The following is a 20577-nucleotide window of genomic DNA, read 5'->3' as shown; positions in this document are numbered from 1 at the left end:
GACGGTGTCCGCTACGAGTTCGACCACGACATGGAACTGCGCCTGACGAAGGTCACGAACCCGCAGGGCCTGACGTGGACGTACGAGTACGACGCGGCCGGCCGTCTGCTGACGGAGACGGACTTCGACGCCCGCACGCTGACGTACGCGTACGACTCCGCAGGTCGCCTCACCTCGCGCAGAAACGTCCTCGGTGAGGTGGTGTCCTTCGAGCGGAACGAACTGGGCCAGGTGACCCGCAAGGACGCGGCGGGCCAGGTCACGACCTACGCCTACGACTTCACGGACCAGCTGGCGCAGGCGACCGGCCCGGACGGTACGACCCTCACCCTCCTCCGCGACCGGTACGGCCGCCTGCACTCGGAAACGGTCAACGGCCGGACACTGAGCTACACGTACGACGCACTGGGCCGCCGCACCAGCCGCACGACCCCCACTGGCGCCGAAACGACATGGTCGTATGACACGACCGGACGTCGCACAGGCCTGGTGGCCTCGGGCAGGGCCATCGACTTCACGTACGACGAGGCAGGCCGCGAACTGTCCCGCCACATCGGTGAAACGGTCGCGCTTGAGCACGCCTTCGACGCTGTGGGCCGCCTGACGACCCAGTCGGTGACGGGTGCCGAGGGCCGCACCGTCCAACACAGGGCGTACACCTACCGAGCCGACGGCAACCTGATCGGCATCGACGACCAGCTCACCGGCTCCCGTCGCTTCGACCTGGACGCCGCGGGCCGGGTGACGGCGGTACATGCGGCCGGCTGGACAGAGCGGTACGCGTACGACGAGGCCGGCAACCAGACACAGGCAAACTGGCCTGCCGCACACCCCGGCCAGGAGGCAGTCGGCCCCCGCACCTACACAGGCACGCGCATCACGCGCGCCGGCAATGTCCGCTACGAACACGACGCACTGGGCCGCATCATCCTCCGCCAGAAGACCCGCCTGTCCCGCAAGCCGGACACCTGGCGCTACGAATGGGACGCCGAGGACCGCCTCACCGCGGTGACGACACCAGACGGCACCCGCTGGCACTACACCTACGACCCCCTGGGCCGCCGCACCGCGAAACTCCGCCTCGCGGCAGACGGCGAAACGATCGTCGAACGAGTCGACTTCACCTGGGACGCCACCACCCTCTGCGAACAGACCACGACATCCCCCGACCTCCCCGACCCGGTCACCCTCACCTGGGACCACCAGGGCCTACGCCCCCTGGCCCAAACAGAACGCATCACAGCAGCCGCCACACCCCAGGACGAGATCGATTCCCGCTTCTTCGCCATCGTCACCGACCTGGTCGGCACCCCCAGCGAACTCATCGACGAACACGGCGACATCGCCTGGCACACCCGCAGCACCCTGTGGGGGACGACGGCATGGGCTGTCGACAGCACCGCCTACACACCCCTTCGCTTCCCGGGGCAGTACTACGACCCGGAAACCGGCCTCCACTACAACTACTTCCGCCATTACGACTCTGAGACCGCTCGGTACCTCACCCCAGACCCCCTCGGGCTCACCCCCGCCCCCAATCCAGCCGCTTACGTTCACAATCCGCATATTCGGAGTGATTCCCTGGGATTGGCGCCGGAGTGTCTCCCTAAGGCAGACACCCCAGGAAGCGAAGGCAACGCGACATCCGGCTTGGAGCGCCGGATTGCGAACACGGGCCCCTTCTCCGAGCTGCAGGTTCCCATGCAGAAGCGGGTGGTACATCAAGTGGCTGAGCAGGCTGGGGTCGGACTCGAAGGGGTGAAGGTAAAGATCAATCGAGATGCAGACTTGATCGGACGTGGACTATACGGGCACACATCACCCGATGGAACAATCACGCTATATCCTGACGCCTTCACCTCTAAGGAGGACTTGGTGCGGACGATTGGCCACGAACGAATGCACGTGATGCAGATCGATCTGTACGGGGCCGCAACCTCACTGGAACAAGAAGCCGCATGGGAGCGGGCCGCCTATGGTTCAGAAGACCAATTCTGGAACTACTACAACGGGAGATTGGGCTGATGGCTAACCGAGCCGCCTGGCTGAAGGCACTTTCTCGACTTAACGTCGGCGCCGACAAGGAAGCTGCAGAACCGTGCCCTAACTGCGGACGAAATCAAATAAGAACTCGCTACATCGCAAACCCCGAAAGCCGAGTAGGCTACGCCCTAATCTGGTGCGACGCATGTCTCCACGGCGTATCCGTATCGCGGGTCCGAGCCCCCGACGGGGCACCTATTTGGCCAATCGAAGACCCAGATCCGGTCGCCGGCGTCCCAGTCTTCAAGCGTGACGAGTAGGCCGGATGGAAGGAATCCGTCATTTGGCCCGCCGCGAGGCTCGGGCCTCAAAGAGTCCGAAGCTGGAGGTTTCTGCCTCGCCCTAGATCCCTCTCGCCAGGCGGTGACCGCCCCCAGCTCACTCCTCGGCGAACAGCTCCGCCGCATCCGTGGCATGCACAGCTCGCTGGGCCCAGACCTCGAGTTGGTCCAGGTCGGCGCAGGCGCTCACCCGTTCGCGGACGGCTTCGGGTACCGGGATGCCGCGCCACTCCAGGATGCGGAGCGTCATCTCCTGACGATCCTGGATACGCCCCTCCTCGCGTACCTGCTCTGCCAGTGGGTGTCGCCAGAAGTACTGGATCGCCGTCATCAGGTCCCTCCACATCTGCTTCGCCTGGGGGTCGGCCAGGCATGAGTCGACGAACTGCACGAAGACCGCGGCACTGTCGGGGTCGATGGTCCGCAGGGCGGATGCCAGCGATTCCAGTATGGCCGGAGCCTGCGGGCCGCGCCCGTGTGTCATGGCCGAGAGCACCGCAAGGGGGACGTCCCGCTCCGCCTGCCGTTCACTCGTGATCACCGGAACGTTGTCCGGGCCCAGCACCAGCGGACGCACCGTCAGCGAGTGCCAGTCTCGGAAGCCGAGCTGGATCGGGCGCGACGCCCACTTGGCCGTGGCGCTGCTCTGGGTGATGACGATGAGTACGGGCTCGCAGCGGTACTTCTCGTACAGGTAGGAGAGGTAGTAGGGCCAGCTGCCGCGCTTGCGGTCGTCCACCTTCCCCTGTGATTCGACCACGAGGAGGTACGTGCCCTCGTCCGTCTCCGCCCGCAGCAGCGTGTCCACGCGGCGTTCGACCGGTTCGATCTCGGTGAGGTCCACGTTCAGCGCGGCGATCTCGTGAGGTTCGGGGAAGGGTACGTGCAGCACCCGCTGTAACGCCCTCGTCAGCAGCGCCGGGTCCTTCTGGAAGATCCGGTGCAGCGCCTCATGCGACGAGCCGACCATCAGCTCTCCTTTCCGTCTGACGTGATCAACGAGCTAGGCCGCCGCAAGTTCGCACCACACGAACTTGCCCCGGTTCCCGAACCGGGCCGACGGCTGCCAGCCCCAGCAGTCCGCACACGCCCTGACCAGCGCCAGCCCCCGCCCCTCCTCCACCAGCTCGGCGAGCTGCTCCAACGGCCGCGGAGGCTCCGGCGGCCCCGGGTCCGTGTCCCACGCCCCGATCCACACCACCCCCTCCGGCGAGCGACGCACCCTCAGCGCGGCCGGCCCCTTCGTGTGCCGCACCGCGTTCGAGACCAGCTCCGTCGCCAGCAGCTCCGCCGTGTCCACCAGGCCAGTCAACCCGTGCAGGGTCAGGATCAGACGCAGAGTGCGGCGACAGACCGTGACCGCTCTGAGGTCGTTCGGGATGTAGAGGGTGTAGTCCCAGCTTTCGGGCATGCGTCAACTCCGTTCAGAGGAAAGGGAATGCGCGCGCGGTGGCATTGCCGCAGCCGTCGTGGCACGGCGGAGCGGTGCACTTCCGCTTCGTATGCGTCGCGTCACTGAAGGTATTTCCTAAATTTAGGAAGGTGCAAGTCGTTGCCGTATCCTGGCCCCGAACGAGCGACACCCGCAGGGCAGTTGGGACGGGAGGTAACGGTTGCCGCCGAAGAGGCATCTCACGGCTCGCAAGGTGCGGCTGGGCGCTGAACTGCGCAGGCTGCGCGAGGCGACAGGCATGAAGGCTCGGGAAGCGGCGGATTTGCTCGGAGCCGACTCTGTCCAGATGAGTCAGATCGAGTCCGGTGTCGCCGGTGTGAGCGCGGAACGCGTACGGCGTATGGCGGCCCACTACGCCTGCACGGACGAGGCGCTGATCGACGCGCTCGCCGTCATGGCGACTGATCGGACCCGTGGCTGGTGGGAGGAGTACCGGGGGCGGCTGCCCACACCCTTCCTCGATCTGTCCGAGCTGGAACACCACGCCAAGCGCCGGTGGGACGTGGACTTCCTGCACATCCCGGGCCTGCTACAGACTGAGGACTACGCGCGAGCAATCTTCTCGCGCCGGGTTCCCGAACTCCCTCAAAGCGAAATCGAATTGCGCGTCCGTCATCGCATGCAACGGCGCGTCATCCTCGAACAGGCCGAACCGGTCCCGTACGAGGTGCTGGTGCACGAGGCAGCATTGCGGATCAAGGTAGGCGGCCGCGTCGCCTCCCTGGCTCAGCTGGCCCGCATCCTGGAGCTCTCCGAAGCAGACCACGTGACCGTGCGCGTCATCCCCTTCGAGCTGGACGACTTCGCCGACATCACAGCCGCCATGGTGTACGCCGGCGGCCCCGTCCCCAGACTGGACACTGTGGTTCGCGACGGCCCTCACGGTTCTCTTTTCATCGACTCCGAAACACAGCTGGGCGTCTTCCGAACACTCTTCCGTAGAGTTGAGGGAGCGTCACTCGACCCTGCTCGGTCGCGAGACCTCATCCACAGATTGGCCAAGGAACTGTGAGGCGCACGGTGACCACCCCGGACAACTGGCGGAAGTCCTCCTACTCCGGCAGCGGCGACGGCAACGCCTGCGTGGAGATGGCAGACCGGCGGACTCACATATCCATCCGTGACTCAAAGGCCCCGGCCAGAGCGACCCTCACCTTCCCGCCCGGAGCCTTCACCCCCTTCATAGAAGCCCTGAAGCGGGCGGACCACCCGCTGTAGGTCGTCGGGGTCGCTACTTCTTGCCCAGCCCCTGGGTCACGAGCGGGTCCCCGAACGCGTTGTACACCGTCACCGAGCCGGCCTTGGCGGACTTCCCCGCCCCAGCCGCACCCGCATAGTCGCGGTAGGCGTCCGCGACCTGCTGTGCCCGGGTCATCGCCTCGTCCACGGCGCCGATGTCCGTCGAGATGAGGACGTGGCCGCCGCCGGTGTCTCGGGCCTGGATGCGTTCGACTTCGGCCGTGGCCTTCGACAGGCCGTGGGTCTTGCCGTAGTCGCGGAGAGCCTTGGCGTTCGCCTTCATCTCGGTGCGGTCGCCCGTCGCGGGGAACTTCTCCGGGATCGCCGACTCCTTGGCCGTCGACCCCTTGGTCGCCGGCTCAGCGGTGCAGGCCGCGGTGAACAGGCAGGCGGCCAGCAGGGCCGAGCAGGCCACAATTCTGCGGTTGATCACGTCGAGACTCCTTGAGACTGTTTCGGACTCCCGTTGGGAGCGGCGGGGCTCATAGCCAAACCCCGCCTCCCCAAGACGGGCAAACAAAGAGTCAGGTCGCGGTAAAACGGCATGACCTGGGCCACTCGTCGGCGAACACCTCGCACCCGACACGCCGCCCCACCACGGTCGCCGCCCCCGCATCCCATAGCATGACCATGCAAGTCAAGTCGCCTCAGACGGCCATAAGTTGAAAAGGGCACGACATGTCGTTCGGTCCGCCAGCCGCAGGGTTCGGGCCTGCGACACCGCCAGCCTGGACTCCGCCGACGGCCATCGAGCAGGCGCTCTTCGAGGCCAAGGCGCGTGAGGACTGGGCGGCCTACTTCGACACCCTCGCAGGGCGCCACCTCTACTACGAGATACGGCGTGAGAAGTCGGATGCCGACCCGAGCAAGGTCCATCCCCTCTTCGGGCACGACCCCCGGGTTGCCGGCGGTCGCGTCTGGGCGGTCTACACCGAGGGAATGCTGCCCGCCCCGGAGCCGCACCGGGTGTTCGACCGGAAGTCGCTCGGGTGGTTCGCGCGGGGGTGGGAGCCCACGGATCCTCCGTGGCTCGTGGTCAACCCCGGCAGCCCCTGCGAGGCCTTCCTCCCGTCCGCGCCGCCGCACTCCGGGGCCTGGGCCCAGCATGCCGAACGGCGGGGCGTGCCCTCGTGCGGTCCGGGGCTGCGCGCTCTCCGGGTCGGCGGGCCGCTGCAGGGCGCCGTGGCCCATGGGCTGGCCTGTGGCGCTCTGCTCTTCGTGCGCTGCGGGCACCCCTGGAACGCGATGGCGCATCACGGCCACGGATACCCCGAGGAGCGCAAGCTGCTCAAGGAGTGGTGGGGCGTCACGAGTCGCGAGGAGTGGCAGGTCCAGCAGCGCGCCCTGCTCGACCCCGACGGCGCCAACCCGGTCTGGGAGTTCGCCCTGAACCTGCGTCGCACCATCGCCCGTGACTTCGGCGGCCATGTCGACACCGCCTACTGGCGCGACGCGGTCGCCCGGGTGCTGCGCGGTCCCGCAGATGGCGAGATCGTCATCACCCCGGACGGGGTCACCAGCCCAGCTGGTCCGGAGCCGGAGACCGAGGCACGCATCAAGGGTGTCCAGGCTCTCGTCGGTCGTATCACCCGCTACGAGGCGCGCTTCCGGGCCGACGGCATCCTCGACGAGAACCGGTTCGTCAGTTCCGTGGACGCCTGGAACTTCGGGCGCGCATCGGGCATGGCCCGGTGGGGGCTGGGGGCCCGGTACTGCTCTCTGCAGGAGGCCGAGTCTGCCGTCGTCGAGGCCGGGCGGGTCGCCGCGCGGTCGTACAAGTCCTGGCGGGACTTCGCCGCCGGGTACATCCTCGGACGCTGTCTGCACTTCGACGACGAGGAGTTCGGCAGCTGGTACACGGACATGGTCGACGTCCACCGGATTCTGACGTCCGAACCCGACAGTCCCTGGCTCACCGTTCCCTTCCGGTGATGCCGGCGAATCTCACCATCTCCGGCGAAGGCGAAATCCGGCCGGAGCCGCCTCGGAAGCCTCTTGACCTGATCATGCCAACACTTCACCATGAGCGCCAACCCCCGCACAGCGGCCTCACAGCAATAGGCACGTCGCACTGACGCACCCCCCAGCTCCACTCCCCACTTCCGGCGACCCCGGAATCCCTGGAGAACCAAGGAGAGTTCATGCGACTTCGCATCCGCGGCTCCGGCGCGCGCGGCGGCAGGCGTACCGCCGCACTCGGCGCACTGCTGGCCCTCGCTCTCGCCGCCCCCGTGTCCGCCACCGCCACGCACGCCGCCGCCGACGGCGCCCGGAAGGCCGCGCCGTCCGGTGACGACATCCGGCAGTACGAGATCCATCAGAGCACCGATCCCGTGACGCGTACGGCCATTCAGCAGGCCGGCGTCACCGTCGACGAGGCCGACGAGGAGACCGTCGTCGTGTCCGGGCGGGCCGAGCAGATCAGCAAGCTGCGCAAGCTCGGGTACGACGTCAGTCCGCTGGGGGCGGCACCCCAGCGGTCAGGCGCCCGGCTCTACGACTTCCCCAGCGCCGACTCGAAATACCACAACTACGCCGAGATGAACGCAGAGATCGACCAGCGGCTCGCCGCCTACCCGAACATCATGAGCAAGCGGGTGATCGGGAAGTCGTACCAGGGGCGGGACATCGTCGCCATCAAGGTGAGCGACAACGTCGGGACCGATGAGGACGAGCCGGAGGTGCTGTTCACCTTCCACCAGCATGCTCGTGAGCATCTGACCGTGGAGATGGCTCTGTACCTGCTGCGCGAGTTCGGCGCCGGGTACGGGAACGACTCGCGGATCACGAACCTGATCAACAGCCGGGAGATCTGGATCGTCCCCGATCTGAATCCCGACGGCGGCGAGTACGACATCGCCACCGGGTCGTACCGGTCGTGGCGGAAGAACCGGCAGCCCAACTCGGGGTCGTCGTACGTCGGCACCGACCTCAACCGGAACTGGGACTACAAGTGGGGCTGCTGCGGCGGGTCGTCGGGCTCGAAGTCGTCCGAGACCTACCGCGGTTCGGCCGCCGAGTCCGCGCCCGAGGTGAAGGTCGTCTCCGACTTCGTGCGCAGCCGGGTCGTCGGCGGCAAGCAGCAGATCAAGGCCGGCATCGACTTCCACACCTACAGCGAGCTGGTGCTGTGGCCGTTCGGGTACACCTACTCGGACACGGCGACGGGGATGACCGCCGATGACGCCGCCGCGTTCAAGGCCGTGGGGCAGAAGATGGCCGCGAGCAACGGGTACACGCCGGAGCAGTCGAGCGATCTGTACATCACCGACGGGTCGATCGACGACTACCTGTGGGGCGTCCACAAGATCTTCGACTACACCTTCGAGATGTATCCGACGTCCAGTTCCGGGGGTGGGTTCTACCCGCCCGACGAGGTCATCGAGCGGGAGACGTCCCGGAACAAGGACGCGGTGTTGCAGCTGCTGGAGAACGCGGACTGCATGTACCGGGCGATCGGGAAGGCCGCCCAGTACTGCAGCTAGGCCTCTTCGAAGTAGGCGTCGAGGACCGCGTCCAGCCGGCCCTCCCACTCCTTGAAGCGCGCCCTGGCCGTCGCCTCGATCTCGATCGGGTACCAACGGCGGTCAGGGGTGTGCACCGTGATGGTGAAACGCTTGCCGAAGCGGGGGGACTCCGTCTCGACCGCGGCGATCTCCTCCCAGCGGAACTCGCAGTTCTCCTCGTCCAGGCTGAGCCGGACACCGCGGTGGTCGGCGGCGAACTTGGCGCGGCGGTCGGAGGCCTCGAAGACGGGCCCGTCCGCGGGCGCCTCCTCCTCTTCCTCCGGCTCCGCCGGTGCCTCGGCCGCCTTGGCCTTCGGCTCCTGCTCCGGCTCCGGCTCCGGCTCCTCGGCAGGCTCCGGTGCCGCCGCCTGCGGCTCCTGCTCCTGCTCCGACTTCGCCGCCGGTGCGGTGAGCCCGGGGATGAAGGCCGGGTCGAATCCGGCGCCCTCGACGGGCTTGCTGCTCGATCCTATGCGCTGCTCCACGGCGGCAGTATGGACGACATTCCTGTGCCGGAACCAGTCGGACCACCCGACTCACGGATTGAACCTGGTCACTCGTCCATGAAGACGATCCTTCGGGTACGGCCCCCGTCGCCCGGTACCGGCGTCACCGCCGCCCGGCCCGCCGGTACCGCGCGCTCGCGGCCCCAGGCGCGGATCTCCTCGATCTGTTCGGGGTTGCTGACGCTGAGCGGGCGTACCTGGGCGAAGGTGTCCATGACGTACGAGTCCTTCAGCTGGGCGATGCCACCGCGACGCAGGGCCTCCTCGCCCACGTCGTGCACGGCGGCCTCTATGTCGGAGCCGGCGAAGCCCTCGGAGAGGTCGACCAGGCGGTCGAGCTGCTCGGGGTCGGGGTCGGCCTGGAGGTAGCGGTGGTGATAGATGCGGATGATCTCCTTGCGGTCCTGGGCGTCGGGCAGGTCCACGAAGAAGAGTTCGTCGAAGCGGCCCTTGCGCAGCAGCTCCGGGGGCAGGCTGCGGATGTCGTTGGCGGTGGCCACGACGAACGCGCGGGACTGGGACTCCTGGAGCCAGTACAGGAACTGGCCGATGATGCGCTGCGGGACGCCGGACATGTCGTCCCGCCCGGCCAGGCCCTTCTCGATCTCGTCGATCCAGAGCACACAGGGGGCCACCCTGTCGGCCATCGCGAGGGCCTCGCGGAAGCGGCCCTCGGACTCGCCGAGGTACTTGCCGTGGATGCTGGCCATGTCGAGGCGGTAGAGCGGGAGCTGCCAGTCGTGGGCGATGGCCTTGGCGGACAGCGACTTGCCGCAGCCGGGTACGCCGACCAGCAGGACGCCCCGCGGCGGGCGCAGGGCGGTGTGGCGCAGGTCGCGGGAGATCATGTCGTGCTTGCGTTCCAGCCAGGTGCGCAGGCCGGTCAGGCCGCCGATGGCGTAGTCGCTCTGCTTGAGGTGGACCCGTTCCAGACCGGTGAGGTCGCTGAAGATGCGGTCCTTGGCCTGGGCCAGGCCGAGGACGTCCTCGCGGCGGATGGCTCCCTTGGCGGCGATGGTCGCCATGAGGTTGACGCACTCGGCCTCGGTGACGCCGTTCAGGAACTCGGCCGCGCGGCGGGCGTCCTCCTCGCTCCAGTCGATGGGGATGTGGCCGTGGTGGTCGCCGAGGAAGCCGCTGAGGATGCCGTACATCTCCTCGGAGTCGGGCAGGTCCAGGCGCAGGCTCATGCCGAGGCGCTGCAGGCCGCTCCAGATGGGGGTGTCCGTGATCAGGACGATGCTGCCCATGTTGCTGTCGGCCAGGCGGGCCAGCTCCGCGAAGTGGCGGGTGACCGGGGTGTCCGACTCGAGTTCGTCGGGGTCGACGAAGACGACGGTGGCGTTGGCGCGGCTGCCGAACTGGGCGGCCGCGAAGTCCATCGCACCCGCCAGCGAACGATCGTCCTGCACCGGCGCGTTGGTGCGCAGGTCGCGCAGTCCGGTGGCCCGGGTGTAGATCCAGAACGGCATGCTGCTGCGCCGGGACTGGGTGGCCGCCTCCCGCAACAGGCGCAGGGCGCGCTGCTGTTCGATCGTGCGCATCGCGATGACCGGCACGCGGGCGGAGATGTAGCTGTCGAGATGGCTGAGGCTCTCGGCGTAGTTCGACATTCGGGCCTTCTCGGAGGTGTTCGGGGACGGCGGGACGTGCGCGGCAGGCCGTGGCCCGCCGCCGTCCGCCTCAGCCGGGGACGATGCGGCGCCTGGGCGGGGCCGCGGGGTCGTACGCCCAGGCGTCCTGGGCCGGCCGCGCCGTGAGGGTCGCGGTCAGCGCGTTGTCCCGCAGGGCGCGGCGGCGACGCTCGACCAGGCGGGGGTCGGTGCCGCGCCGGATCTCGGCGTCCAGATTCCGCTCCAGCTGGGCCTGCACCTCGGTGATCTGGTTGTCGACCAGCTCGGTGAGCCGGGTGCGCAGGGACTCCGGGAGCCCCGGGTGGGCGGCCAGCCCGCGGACGGCGTGCAGGCCGGTGCGGGCCTGGGCGAGCTCGCGGCCCCAACTGAAGTCGTCCCGTGCCCCGTTCAGGGCGCGGACGAGGTGCTCGGCCCAGGCGACCAGGCGCGTGTTCAGGGCGCTGGTGAGGTGTTCGGTCAGCCGGGCCCAGGTGTCGCTGTCGTACTGCTCCTCGGCGAGCGCGGGCAGCACGGCGGGGTCGGCGGGCTCCAGGGCGGCCCAGCGCCGCAGGAAGCCGACCCAGGCCTGGTACGGGCCGCCGTCGCCCCACAGGCCGCTCATACGGTGCTGCCCGGCCGGCGTACGACGGTCTCCCCCGGTGGCAGCGGCTCCCAGTCCGGCAGCCCCTCCACGACCCGCCGAAGCCTGCTGGTGACCCGCTCCTGCTGCGGACGTCGCTGCGCGGCCCAGGGGGAGGACTGAGCACGGGCAGAGTCGGCGGAGGCGGCCCAGGGGGAGGCGGCGGACTGCTGGCCGCTGCCTGCGGGCTGCTGGGCGGGGCCGCTGCCGATGGGCTGCCCGCTGTGGGGGGCGGGACCGCTGCCGGTGGGCTGCCCGCTGTGAGGGGCGGGACCGCTGCTGGTGGGCTGCCCGGTGTGAGGGGCGGGGCCGCCTGCGCCTGGGGCGGGCTGCGGGGTGGCAGCCCAGAGCGCCGCCGGTGTGGCCCCCTGCGCGGGCACCGTGGCCCCGGGCTGACCGGTCGCAGCCCAGGAGCCCTGGGCTGCGTACGCCGACTGGGGTGCCGAGGTCTGCCCTGGCGGCACGGCCCCCGCCTCGTGCGACGCGGGACGCGCGACGTTCGCCCACGGCGACTCGTCCTGCGTGCCGCGCGGCGCCGGGCCGGGCTGGTGGGCGGGCGGCGGTGGCGTACTCATCGGGCGCTGTCCTCCCGGGACTCGGACGAGATCTCCTGACCGGCCTTGCCCTCCGGCTCGGCCTCCTTGCGGAACGACGGCTCGGGCGCGGAGGAGCTCTCCGCGCGGGCCGACGAGCCCGGCGCCGCGGCGCCCTCCCGGACCGACGCCCCGGACACGGCTCCCGAGCGCGCCGCAGGCACGGCGTCCCCCTGAACCGACCCCGCAGGCACGGACTCCTTCCCGGACCGGGACTCGGACACGGCCTCCCGGCCCGGCCCGGACTCGGACACGGCCTCCCCGCGGGCCGACGAATCGGATGCCGCCTCCCAGCGCGCCGCAGGCACAGCGTCCTCCTGGGCCGACTCCGCGGGCACGGACTCCTTGCGTACCGTCCGCCCCTCGAACGGCGAAGCACCCCCGCCCGCCGTCGGCAGCGTGGCGATCAGTTCGCGGACCTTTGCCTCGGCCTGGTCGGCCGCCGTGAACTTCTCGTACCAGTCGGTGAGTTCGGCGGAGGCTCCGCGGAGCTGATGCAGGGACTCCGTCTTGGCGCGGTCCAGGAGTTCGCGGGCCGCGGCCTGGGCGCGGGCCGCGGTCTGGGCCTGGTTGCGGAGGATGAGGCCCCAGACGAGGGCGACGATGGCTGCCGTTCCGATCGCGAAGGCGGGCCAGCTGCCGGCGAGGAAGAGCAGGATGGCCGCGACGACGCCGGCCAGCGGAGCCACCTTCTTCAGCCACGGGAAGGCGAGCGCCTCCACGAACGGACCCGTGTAACGGTCCCAGTGGTCGCCGAGGGACTTCTCCAGGGCGGCCAGGGGCTGGGTGAACGAACCTACCCAGGTGGGCAGCTGGAAGAGCTGTGAGCCCACGGAGTGCGACGTGGCGAACTGGGCCTGGACGTCCTGCGGCACGGCGGCGCGGTAGTCGCGGGTGTGCGCGGCGTGCGCCTGCTGGAACCACTCGTGGCAGGCCGCGACGGAGAGCCGCTGGGTGGCCGGCGAGGTGCCGATGGCCTGCGGGTTGAGCGCGGCCGTGGTCTGCACGGTGAGGTAGTCGAGAGTCTCCTCGTACGAGGCCGCGTCCGCGTCGGCGGTCTTGCGGGCTCCGGCGAGGTCGCCGTCGTGGTCGACCACCGCCTGGTTGAAGGCGAGGTCGCGGCGCAGCGGCAGCTCCTCGTTGTCGTACTCGGAGACAAGCCGGTCGAGGATGTCGTCGACGGCGTCCTCGATGCGCTCGGACGGCTGGAACTCTCGGTCCATGACGGCCCGGTACTTGTCCAGCACGGGCTGCTGGCCGCGCGCGGACGAGAGCACGCCGTCGAGGGTGACCCACTGCGGGGAGACGGCGGCCAGGCGCGGGAACTCGGCCGCCTGGGACGGACCGCGCAGGGACTCCAGCTCGTCGCGCCAGCACCGGACCTGTCTGGCCTGCGCGTCGGCGCTGTCCATCAGCTGGGAGCGCCACTCGGCGAGGGTGCGGTCCAGCAGCTCGCGGCCGACCGGTCCGAACGCGCCCTGGGCGATGGCCTCCAGGATGACCGCGAACTCGCGGCCGAGCGCGGCCGGGTCCTGGGCGAGGAGATAGTGCCGCAGCCAGCGCACCGCGCCCTCGGAGCGGCCCTGGCGACGCAGGACGAGCGCGAAGAAGAGGGAGGTGCGGTCGGGCGAGCGACGGAAGGCCTCGTCGACCGCGCGCTCGCACAGGGTGCGGTCGTCGGCGGACCAGGAGGCGAGGGCGACCAGGGCGGGAGCGAGCCAGTAACGGGGGGTCTGGAGCATCAGCTGGTCGCCGACCATCCGGACGTTGTCCTCCGACACCAGGCCGATGTCGAAGGCCTGGAGCATGCCGACCGCGGTGCGGCGGACCGTCTTGTGGTGGCCGAACTCGTGGTCGATCTTGTCCTCGATGACCCCGATGCGGGTCTCGGCGCGCTGCACGTTCGCGGTGGCCTGCGCCTGCTGGACGAAGGCGAGGAACTCGTCGCGCAGCTGCTGGAGTTCGGTGCGGGTCTGCTGCTGGTTGGCCTCGACCGTGGAGACCTGGCCGGACACGGAGCCGACCTGTTCGCTGAGTCTGATGACGAGGTTGCTGACCTCCTGCACCTGGCGGCGCAGTGTGTAGTCGACCTCGGACATGCGGAACTCCGTTCGAGTGCTGCGGGGTGAGCGGGCTGGGTAGGGATCGGGACTCAGGGGCGGACGACGGTGCCGTCGTCCAGGACCGGCAGGATCAGGCCGTCGTCGTAGACCTCGACGTAGGCATAGCCGCCGGAGCGGGCGAGCATCCGGGCCGCCGAGAACGGCTCGGGCATCGGCTCGGCCGGGGCGAAGTGCCGCACGATGACCTGGAAGAGGTTGAGCTGGTGGTCGACGTACGGCGGGCCCAGGTGGCAGCGGGCGACGAAGCCGAGCGGCACCGAGCCGTATGCCGTCGTGTACTGCGCGCGGACCCACTCGGCCAGCGACCGGCAGGCCTGCTCGTCCAGGCCCGCGTCGAGCCGGCCCACGGCGTCGAGCAGTTTGCGGGAGCGCGGTGTGCACAGCGCGCGGCGTGCGACGCCGGGCGCCGGGTTCGCGGGCGCGGAGCCAGGCTGGGCGACCAGGCCCGGCTGGATACCCGGACCCTGCTGTGCCGGCCGCACGATACGGCGCGGCCGTTCGGTGTACCCCATGTGTCCCCCGAGAGTCATGGGTGGTGAGCGGTTGTGCGATGCACGGAAGGCGAAGGTTAGTGACGTCACGTCAAGAGCGCATCTCGGTATGCCTGATTGACCCGTGAACGGCACTGGCAAACTCTCTTCGCATGGGGAGGATCAAGGCGCTCCTGGTGGGCATCGACGACTATCCGGCGTCCGTGGCGAGTGCGCTCGGCGGCTGTGCGAACGACATCGCCGAGGCGCGTCGGCTGCTGACCGAGCAGGCCGGTGAACAGGTGGACGTCACCGTCCTGTTGGACGCCGACGCGACCGTGGCCGCCGTGACGGACGCGGTGCTGCGGCACCTGGGCTCGGCCGGTCCTGGGGACACCGCGCTGCTGTGGTTCTCCGGGCACGGCACGCAGGAGGCCGCCATCGGCGACGACCTGTTGATCGAGGCGACGGGCCTGAACCAGGCGCTGGTGTGCGTGGACGGTCCGCTGCTCGACAAGCGGCTGGGCGCGCTGCTGGACCGGGTCGCGGCGGGCGGTGCCCAGGTCACGGTGGTGCTGGACTGCTGTCACTCGGGGGGCGCGACGCGGGAGGCGGAACTCACCGCGCGGTACGCGCCGCCCCGGCCGGAGTGGGACTTCGGCACCCGCGCGTACGGCGGGTCTCCCCGGCATGTGCTGCTGGCGGCGAGCCGGCTGGACGAGCCTTCGTACGAGGGCTGGTTCGAGGGGCGCCGGCACGGGGCGTTCACCCTTGCGCTGGTCGGCGCGGTGCGCGCGGCCGGTCCCGGCGCCACGTGCCGGGAGCTGCTGGCGGCGGCCGCGGCGCGGGTGCAGCGGGCGGGCAGCACCCAGCATCCGGTGCTCTTCCCCGACCTGCCGGGCGGTGCGGCGGACCGCCCGCTGCTGGGCGGCGCGCCCCGTACGGCGAGCCCGCACCTGCTGCGGTACGGCGCCGACGGCTGGGAGGTGGACTGCGGCGCGGTGCACGGGCTCCGGGAGGGCGGCGCCGAGGCGCAGGGCACCACCTTCGCGGCGCTGGAGGAGGGGCCCGGCCGGGGGGTCGTGCGCGCGGTGACGGTGTCGGCCGCGCGGACGCTGGTCGCGCCGGTGGACTGGGACCCGGAGCCGGAGCGGGTGTATCCGGTCGCGCTGTCGGAGGTCGCGCTGCCGCCGGCCAGTGCGGCGGTGGACGGATCACCGGAGGACAGCCGGTGGCTGGCCCGCGAACTCGGCCCGCTGGTGCGGCTGGTGGACGGCCCCGAGGGGGCGCACGGGCTGCACTTCCAGGTGCGGGTACGGGACGGGCGGGCGTACGTCCTGCGGCGCGACGGTACCGAGTTCGCGGCGCCCCTGCCGTTCGAGGGTCCCGCGGACGCCGAGCGGGTCGCGGACTGCCTGGCCCACCTCGCCCGCTGGCACCAGCTGCGCGACCTCGCCCCGCGGCCCTCGCTGCTGGACGGGCTGGTGGAGCTGGAGATCGTCCCATGGGGCTCGGACGAGCCGCTGCGGCCGGACGGGTCCGGGGAGATCGTCTGCCCGTACGCCCCGGGCCCCTCCGGGCCGCGCCCGCCGTGGGTGTCGATCCGGCTGCACAACCGCTCCCCCGACCGCACCCTGTGGTGCGTCCTGCTCGACCTGACCGAAGGCTACGCCTCCTCCTCGGTGCTGTATCCGGGGCACTTCATCGGTCCCGGCCGTACGGGCCACGCGCTGGACGGCGATCCGGTGCAGCTGTCGCTGCCCGCGTCCCGGGCCGCGGTGCCGGGGGCGGAGGCCCGGGACTGGCTCAAACTGGTGGTGTCCGACCGGGAGTTGAACGTGGTGCCGTTCCAGCTGCCCCCGTGGGAGACCGCCACCGGCGGCCGGATCCTCGGTCCCGTACTGGGTGCGGCGGGCCGCTGGACGGCGGTGACCGTGCCGCTGCGCACGCTGGTGCCGGAGCCGGTCAGCGGCCGAGATGTGTGAAGCCGGCCCAGGCGCTCAGATCGCGCGGGTCGAGCCCGCGGGCCCGTTCGGCGAGGAACTCCGGGAACTCGGGCGGTAGTTCACGGTCGGGGTTGAGCATCCACAGCTGGGCGCGGCGCAGGGCGCGGGCCGGGGGTTCGCCGTGGGTGCGCAGGAAGTGGTGGGTGAGGAACATCAGCACCGAGGTCGCCTCGTCCGGGACCGGCCACAGCGAGCCGACGACCGAGCGGGCGCCGGCGGCGAGGAAGGCGGTGGCGAGGCTGTAGGCCTCGTTGTGGCCGCGGCCCGAGACATGGCTGCGGCAGGCGGCCAGCAGCACGAGACCGAGCCGGTCACCGCCCGCGCCGGCGATCTCCTCCGCCGCCAACTGGCCTGCGTGCAAGGAGAGATGGGCGCTGCGGCGGGCGTTCTCGGCGACGGACGCGTGGCAGGCGAGATGCAGCACTCCCCCGTCCTGCGGCGACTCGCGCAGCCACCGCAGCACCTCGCCGGGGGTGCCGGGGCCGTCGGTGGGACCGGTCGTGCGGCGGCCCAGGAACCGGGCCTCGGGGTAGAAGGCGCGCTGCACGGCGTCGGCCTCCTCGCCCGCGTGGCGCAGGTCGCCGGTGGGGTTGCCGACGATCAGCGCGGCACCGGTGTGCTCGGCGGCGGGGCGGGCGGCCACCTGGCACAGCAGGCGGGCCGAGGCGGCGTAGGAGATCTCGGCGGCCTGCAGCGCGTACTGCCGCCCGCGCGGCCCGCCCGGCTCCCAGGCCGCGTGCCAGGGCACGAGCCCGAGCCTGCCCATCGGCACCAGCACCAGCCGGGGCAACCGCCCGGCCGGCATCTCGAAGGCCTCCAGCAGCGGCCGCATCGCCACGTACCAGGCCCACCCGCACAGCCGGTCGAGCCGGGCGCGGAGGGTGGAGGGGGCCGAGGGGCGCCGGCCGGGGACGGGGCCCAGGTCACGAGGGGTTCCGTCACGGGTCAGCCCTTCCCCCGGCCCGTACTCCTTCAGTGGTGCCGCGTCCTCCGTCAGGGTCGGCAGGGGTACGGCGTGCACCGCGCCCTTCGACGTGACGACCAGGGCGGTGCCCGGGGTGTCCTCCGTGCTCGGTACCAGGTAGACCAGGGCGTCCTTGGTGAGGCTGCGCAGGGCCTCGGCGATCTCGTCGGGGGTGGGTGGGTCGAGGAGTTGTGCCTGGTGGGTGCCGGTGAGGGCGGCCAGGACGCGGCGGCGCAGGGTGCTGGGCACGGTGAGCTGGGTCCGGGCGGCGGCGAGGGGGTCGGCGGGCTGTTCGGTCGCGCCGGCTCCGGCGGTCCGCCACTCGGCCGTCAGGTCGGTGTGTCCGGTGGCGGTGAGGAGGTCGGGTACGGTCGCCGAGGTGAGGGTCGCGTGCAGGACCAGGCCCCGGCAGGCGTCCAGGGCCTGGAGGGCCTCCTCCGGGCGGTCGTCCTTCAGGCACCAGCCGGCCACCTGCAGCGCCGCCCTGGTGGCCTGCGCGGCGGCGACCGTCGCGTGGTCGGTGCCGGACTGCAGCAGGGCGGCCCAGGCATACCCGCGCAGGGACTTCAGGCCGAGGGCGCGGGCGCCGGCCCGGTCGCGGCGGTGCAGGTCGTCGCGGGAGCGGCGGGCCTGGGCGAGGGCGAGGCCGATGTCGGCGTAGAGCCGGTGCTCGGGGCCGCCGGCCTCCGCGAAGGCGCCCTCCAGCAGGGCGATGCCCTTGGCGAGGCGCTCGCGGCGGCGCACCCGGTCGATCTCCAGCTCGGACAGGGCGCAGTGGGCGATGCCCAGGGCGTTCGCGTAGCGCAGGCGGCTGTCGCTGCCGGGATCGCTCAGCTCGTGGGCCTCCCGGAGCAGGCCGATGGCAGCAGCGATGCCCGGCCCGTCCTGCTGCGTGACGGCGTGCATGAACCGGGTCATGCCGCAGTCGCCGAGCACCCAGGCCCGGTGGTCGCGGGGCAACCGGCGTGCCTGGCGGCGCAGTTCGGTGGCGTTCGGGCGGGCCGCGAGCGGCGGCAGCGGGGGTACGCCGAGGTGCTGGGCGAGGTTGTCGCGCCCGGAGCGGGCGTTCTCCAGGAGGGTGAGGATCTCGATGCGGGAGGGGTCCTCGTCGCCGAGCGCGGCGTGCCCCTCGGTGAGCGCGGCGATATGGCCGTCGGCGGCGGCCAGGTCGCCGCGCCGGACGGCGGCGTGCGCGTCGTAGCCCGCCTGCTGGAGGTCCATCAGGCGGCGCAGGTGCGCGGGCAGGGCGGGGTCGGAGCGCAGCCGCCTCCAGGTCGCGGCGCCGGCTTCCATGTCGTCGCCGGCGCCGCCGGTCTGGCCGCGCTGGGTCTGGGCCACGAACCGGGCGAGGGCAAGGCCGTGGTCGGCCTCTTCACCGAGGCCGCCGTCGGCCTCCGCCCGGTCGAAGTGGGCGAGCACCTCGTCGAACCCGGCGCCGGAGCCGCTGCTCATCTCCTGGTGCAGCCGGGCGACGCCGGCGACGGCGTTCGCCGGTCCCTGCCAGGCCGGGTCCCGTTCGGCCCGTTCCAGGACGGCCCGGGTCAGCTCGCGCCGGTGTTCGGCGGTGACGTAGGTGCCGTCGGGGTCGACGAGGGTGAGGTTGCCCAGCATCAGCGAGGCGAGCTGGGCCCGGCCGGGGCTGCCCGGTTCGAGGGAGCGCAGCCGGGCGAGGGCCTGCTCGAAGCCCTGGATACGACGGCGGGCTCCGACGACGTCCCGTTCCATGCCCCGCAGGAACTCCTCCTCCCCGAAGTCGACGAAGGTCCGGCCCTCGCGGATGTCGTCGAGGAGGCTGTCCCACGTCTGCTTCATCTGTTCGACGTCGAGTCCCTCCGGGCATCCGTCGGTCTCGGGCAGCACCCCGTGGTCGACGAGGGCGAAACGGGCCCAGCCGTCGAGCATCCGGGCGGACTGGAGCATGTCGTGGTTGTCGGTCCCGGAGTCCAGGACGAGACCGGCGGCCCGCAGCACGTCCCGGGCACGGTCCGGTCGGGGGTCGTCGTGGTGACGGGACTGCTGGAAGAGGGCGAGGAAGAGTGCGGTGGCGCCGATGTCGCCGTCCCGTTCCGGCCGCCAGGTGTCGACGGCCCGGCGGACCAGCGAGATACCGCGGTCCCTGCCCTCGACGTCGTCACGGGCGGCGGCCCGCTCGTACAGCAGGCGCCCGAACATGTCCAGGTACTGCGGCAGCAGCTGTTCCTCGGCGCCGGGCCGCTCCAGCAGGCGGCGCAGCTCGACCTCGGCGGCCAGGCTCTGGCCGACGTCCTTCCAGGTGGACCAGATCAGGGTCCGTACGAGGAGGGCGTTGACCTCGGCCTCGAACGCCCAGTCGGGTGCCGGTCCGCCCGCCCGCCGGGCCTCGGTGAGCGCGGTGTCGAAGGCGTCCCGGGCGCTCTCCAGTTCCTCCCGGTCGATCCGCACCCGGCCGCGCACCAGCGCGGCCAGGCCCAGGCTGTAGCGCAGGTGCGGGACGTCGGCGGGCGGGGCGGTGTCGAGGAGGGCGCGGTAGTGGCGGGCCGAGGCGTCGGCGGCGTCGAGGTCGCCGTGCAGCAGGGCCCGCCGCATGAACAGGTATCCGGCACCTGCCCTCAGGTCGGCCTCTTCCTCGCTTCCGGGCTCCGCGTCCTGAAGGGCGTCGTCGTGCCTGCGCAGGGCCTCCTCCAGCAACGCGGCGGAGTCGGGGTCGGCCAGGCAGCGCAGCTTGGCGCACACGGCGAGCACATGCCGACCCCACACGCGCTCCCAGGCGAAGTCGAGGTCCCCGGCGGGCAGCCCCTCCACACCGGCCGCCAGCAGCTCGAAGGCGTCCTCCAGCAGGTGCCGCTCGCCCCGGTCCTCGTACTGCACACCCCGCAGATGCCCGAACCTGACCCGCCAGGCCGACCAGAGCGGCTCGGCGCCGGGGGTGCGGAAGGCGTGCTCGAACGCCTCGACGGCCAGCGCGAGTTCCTCGTGCCGGCCGTCGTCCTCCCGCAGCAGGTACAGCCGGTGGCTCAGCTCTCCGGCGTACCCGCACAGCTCGGCGGTCTCCGGGTCACCGGCGGAGTACCGGGCCAACTCGTCGAGTACGGCGTCGCGTTCGGCGGTGATGTCACCGACAGGACCGGCCGGCCGGGAGGAGGAGAGGGTCACGTACCCAT

Annotated in this window: 16 protein-coding genes; 6 read left to right on the top strand and 10 right to left on the bottom strand. The window is 71.2% G+C overall.

All coding sequences use genetic code 11. The features are described from left to right. The coding region (locus tag ACIF83_RS39925; RefSeq protein WP_399734720.1) for an RHS repeat-associated core domain-containing protein at positions 1-2025 on the top strand (2025 nt) is incomplete at its 5' end. Positions 2026-2421: 396 nt separating this feature from the next. On the opposite strand, the gene ACIF83_RS39920 is transcribed toward ACIF83_RS39925, so the two are convergent. Both ACIF83_RS39920 and ACIF83_RS39915 read right to left on the bottom strand, forming a co-directional pair. Continuing rightward, positions 2422-3294, bottom strand: coding sequence for a hypothetical protein (locus ACIF83_RS39920; protein ID WP_399734717.1), 873 nt, complete (start codon positions 3292-3294; stop codon positions 2422-2424). 33 nt (positions 3295-3327) lie between these two features. Then, positions 3328-3735, bottom strand: a complete 408-nt coding sequence (locus tag ACIF83_RS39915; protein WP_399734715.1) for an ATP-binding protein — start codon at positions 3733-3735, stop codon at positions 3328-3330. 235 nt (positions 3736-3970) lie between these two features. Between ACIF83_RS39915 and ACIF83_RS39910 the strand changes: the two genes are divergently transcribed. Further along, positions 3971-4789, top strand: coding sequence for a helix-turn-helix domain-containing protein (locus ACIF83_RS39910; RefSeq protein WP_399734712.1), 819 nt, complete (start codon positions 3971-3973; stop codon positions 4787-4789). A gap of 8 nt (positions 4790-4797) precedes the next feature. Beyond that, positions 4798-4995 carry a DUF397 domain-containing protein gene (locus ACIF83_RS39905; protein ID WP_393469783.1) on the top strand — a complete coding sequence of 66 codons (198 nt, stop codon included), beginning with the start codon at positions 4798-4800 and terminating at the stop codon, positions 4993-4995. A 13-nt stretch (positions 4996-5008) separates the two neighbouring features. Here ACIF83_RS39905 and ACIF83_RS39900 read toward each other — a convergent pair whose 3' ends face one another. Then, positions 5009-5449, bottom strand: coding sequence for a hypothetical protein (locus tag ACIF83_RS39900; protein WP_399734709.1), 441 nt, complete (start codon positions 5447-5449; stop codon positions 5009-5011). Between the two features lie 245 nt (positions 5450-5694). Here ACIF83_RS39900 and ACIF83_RS39895 point away from each other — a divergent pair, with 245 nt between their 5' ends. Together ACIF83_RS39895 and ACIF83_RS39890 are read left to right on the top strand one after the other, a co-directional pair. Beyond that, positions 5695-6948 (top strand): DUF1266 domain-containing protein, encoded by a 1254-nt coding sequence (locus ACIF83_RS39895; RefSeq protein WP_399734707.1) that lies wholly within the window; start codon positions 5695-5697, stop codon positions 6946-6948. Between the two features lie 209 nt (positions 6949-7157). Beyond that, positions 7158-8501: a M14 family metallopeptidase gene (locus ACIF83_RS39890; protein ID WP_399734704.1), complete on the top strand. Its 1344-nt coding sequence runs from the start codon at positions 7158-7160 to the stop codon at positions 8499-8501. Here the strand turns inward: ACIF83_RS39890 and ACIF83_RS39885 are convergent. The 6 genes from ACIF83_RS39885 to ACIF83_RS39860 all read right to left on the bottom strand — a co-directional run bounded on the left by ACIF83_RS39885 (position 8498) and on the right by ACIF83_RS39860 (position 14509). After that, a complete protein-coding gene (locus ACIF83_RS39885) occupies positions 8498-9007 on the bottom strand; it encodes a hypothetical protein (protein WP_399734701.1) in 510 nt (169 codons plus the stop codon). The genes ACIF83_RS39890 and ACIF83_RS39885 overlap by 4 nt on opposite strands. A gap of 68 nt (positions 9008-9075) precedes the next feature. Then, entirely contained in the window at positions 9076-10641 is a 1566-nt protein-coding gene (locus ACIF83_RS39880; RefSeq protein ID WP_399734698.1) for an AAA family ATPase, read from the bottom strand. Between the two features lie 70 nt (positions 10642-10711). Then, a complete protein-coding gene (locus tag ACIF83_RS39875; RefSeq protein ID WP_393468316.1) occupies positions 10712-11263 on the bottom strand; it encodes a hypothetical protein in 552 nt (183 codons plus the stop codon). Then, a complete protein-coding gene (locus ACIF83_RS39870) occupies positions 11260-11856 on the bottom strand; it encodes a hypothetical protein (protein ID WP_399734695.1) in 597 nt (198 codons plus the stop codon). Before ACIF83_RS39870 ends, ACIF83_RS39875 begins: the two co-directional genes overlap by 4 nt. Beyond that, positions 11853-13973, bottom strand: a complete 2121-nt coding sequence (locus ACIF83_RS39865) for a hypothetical protein (protein ID WP_399734692.1) — start codon at positions 13971-13973, stop codon at positions 11853-11855. The genes ACIF83_RS39870 and ACIF83_RS39865 overlap by 4 nt, the downstream gene beginning before the upstream one ends. 53 nt (positions 13974-14026) lie before the next feature. Beyond that, positions 14027-14509: a hypothetical protein gene (locus ACIF83_RS39860; RefSeq protein WP_393468307.1), complete on the bottom strand. Its 483-nt coding sequence runs from the start codon at positions 14507-14509 to the stop codon at positions 14027-14029. 131 nt (positions 14510-14640) lie between these two features. Here ACIF83_RS39860 and ACIF83_RS39855 point away from each other — a divergent pair, with 131 nt between their 5' ends. Further along, entirely contained in the window at positions 14641-16452 is a 1812-nt protein-coding gene (locus ACIF83_RS39855) for a caspase domain-containing protein (protein ID WP_399734689.1), read from the top strand. Here ACIF83_RS39855 and ACIF83_RS39850 read toward each other — a convergent pair. Continuing rightward, positions 16433-20569, bottom strand: coding sequence for a CHAT domain-containing protein (locus ACIF83_RS39850; protein ID WP_399734686.1), 4137 nt, complete (start codon positions 20567-20569; stop codon positions 16433-16435). The genes ACIF83_RS39855 and ACIF83_RS39850 overlap by 20 nt on opposite strands. Between the last annotated feature and the right edge of the window lie 8 nt (positions 20570-20577).

The organism is Streptomyces sp. NPDC085866, from assembly GCF_044541035.1.
GTDB lineage: Bacteria > Actinomycetota > Actinomycetes > Streptomycetales > Streptomycetaceae > Streptomyces.
Note: the sequence above shows the minus strand (reverse complement) of the source record. Positions and strands in the feature narration are given on the sequence as shown.

Coding starts and splice junctions, on each gene's coding strand:
- ACIF83_RS39920 (WP_399734717.1), bottom strand. CDS start 3,294: ATGGTCGGCTCGTCGCATGAGGCGCTGCACCGGATCTTCCAGAAGGAC.
- ACIF83_RS39915 (WP_399734715.1), bottom strand. CDS start 3,735: ATGCCCGAAAGCTGGGACTACACCCTCTACATCCCGAACGACCTCAGA.
- ACIF83_RS39895 (WP_399734707.1), top strand. CDS start 5,695: ATGTCGTTCGGTCCGCCAGCCGCAGGGTTCGGGCCTGCGACACCGCCA.
- ACIF83_RS39890 (WP_399734704.1), top strand. CDS start 7,158: ATGCGACTTCGCATCCGCGGCTCCGGCGCGCGCGGCGGCAGGCGTACC.
- ACIF83_RS39880 (WP_399734698.1), bottom strand. CDS start 10,641: ATGTCGAACTACGCCGAGAGCCTCAGCCATCTCGACAGCTACATCTCC.
- ACIF83_RS39875 (WP_393468316.1), bottom strand. CDS start 11,263: ATGAGCGGCCTGTGGGGCGACGGCGGCCCGTACCAGGCCTGGGTCGGC.
- ACIF83_RS39870 (WP_399734695.1), bottom strand. CDS start 11,856: ATGAGTACGCCACCGCCGCCCGCCCACCAGCCCGGCCCGGCGCCGCGC.
- ACIF83_RS39865 (WP_399734692.1), bottom strand. CDS start 13,973: ATGTCCGAGGTCGACTACACACTGCGCCGCCAGGTGCAGGAGGTCAGC.
- ACIF83_RS39860 (WP_393468307.1), bottom strand. CDS start 14,509: ATGGGGTACACCGAACGGCCGCGCCGTATCGTGCGGCCGGCACAGCAG.
- ACIF83_RS39855 (WP_399734689.1), top strand. CDS start 14,641: ATGGGGAGGATCAAGGCGCTCCTGGTGGGCATCGACGACTATCCGGCG.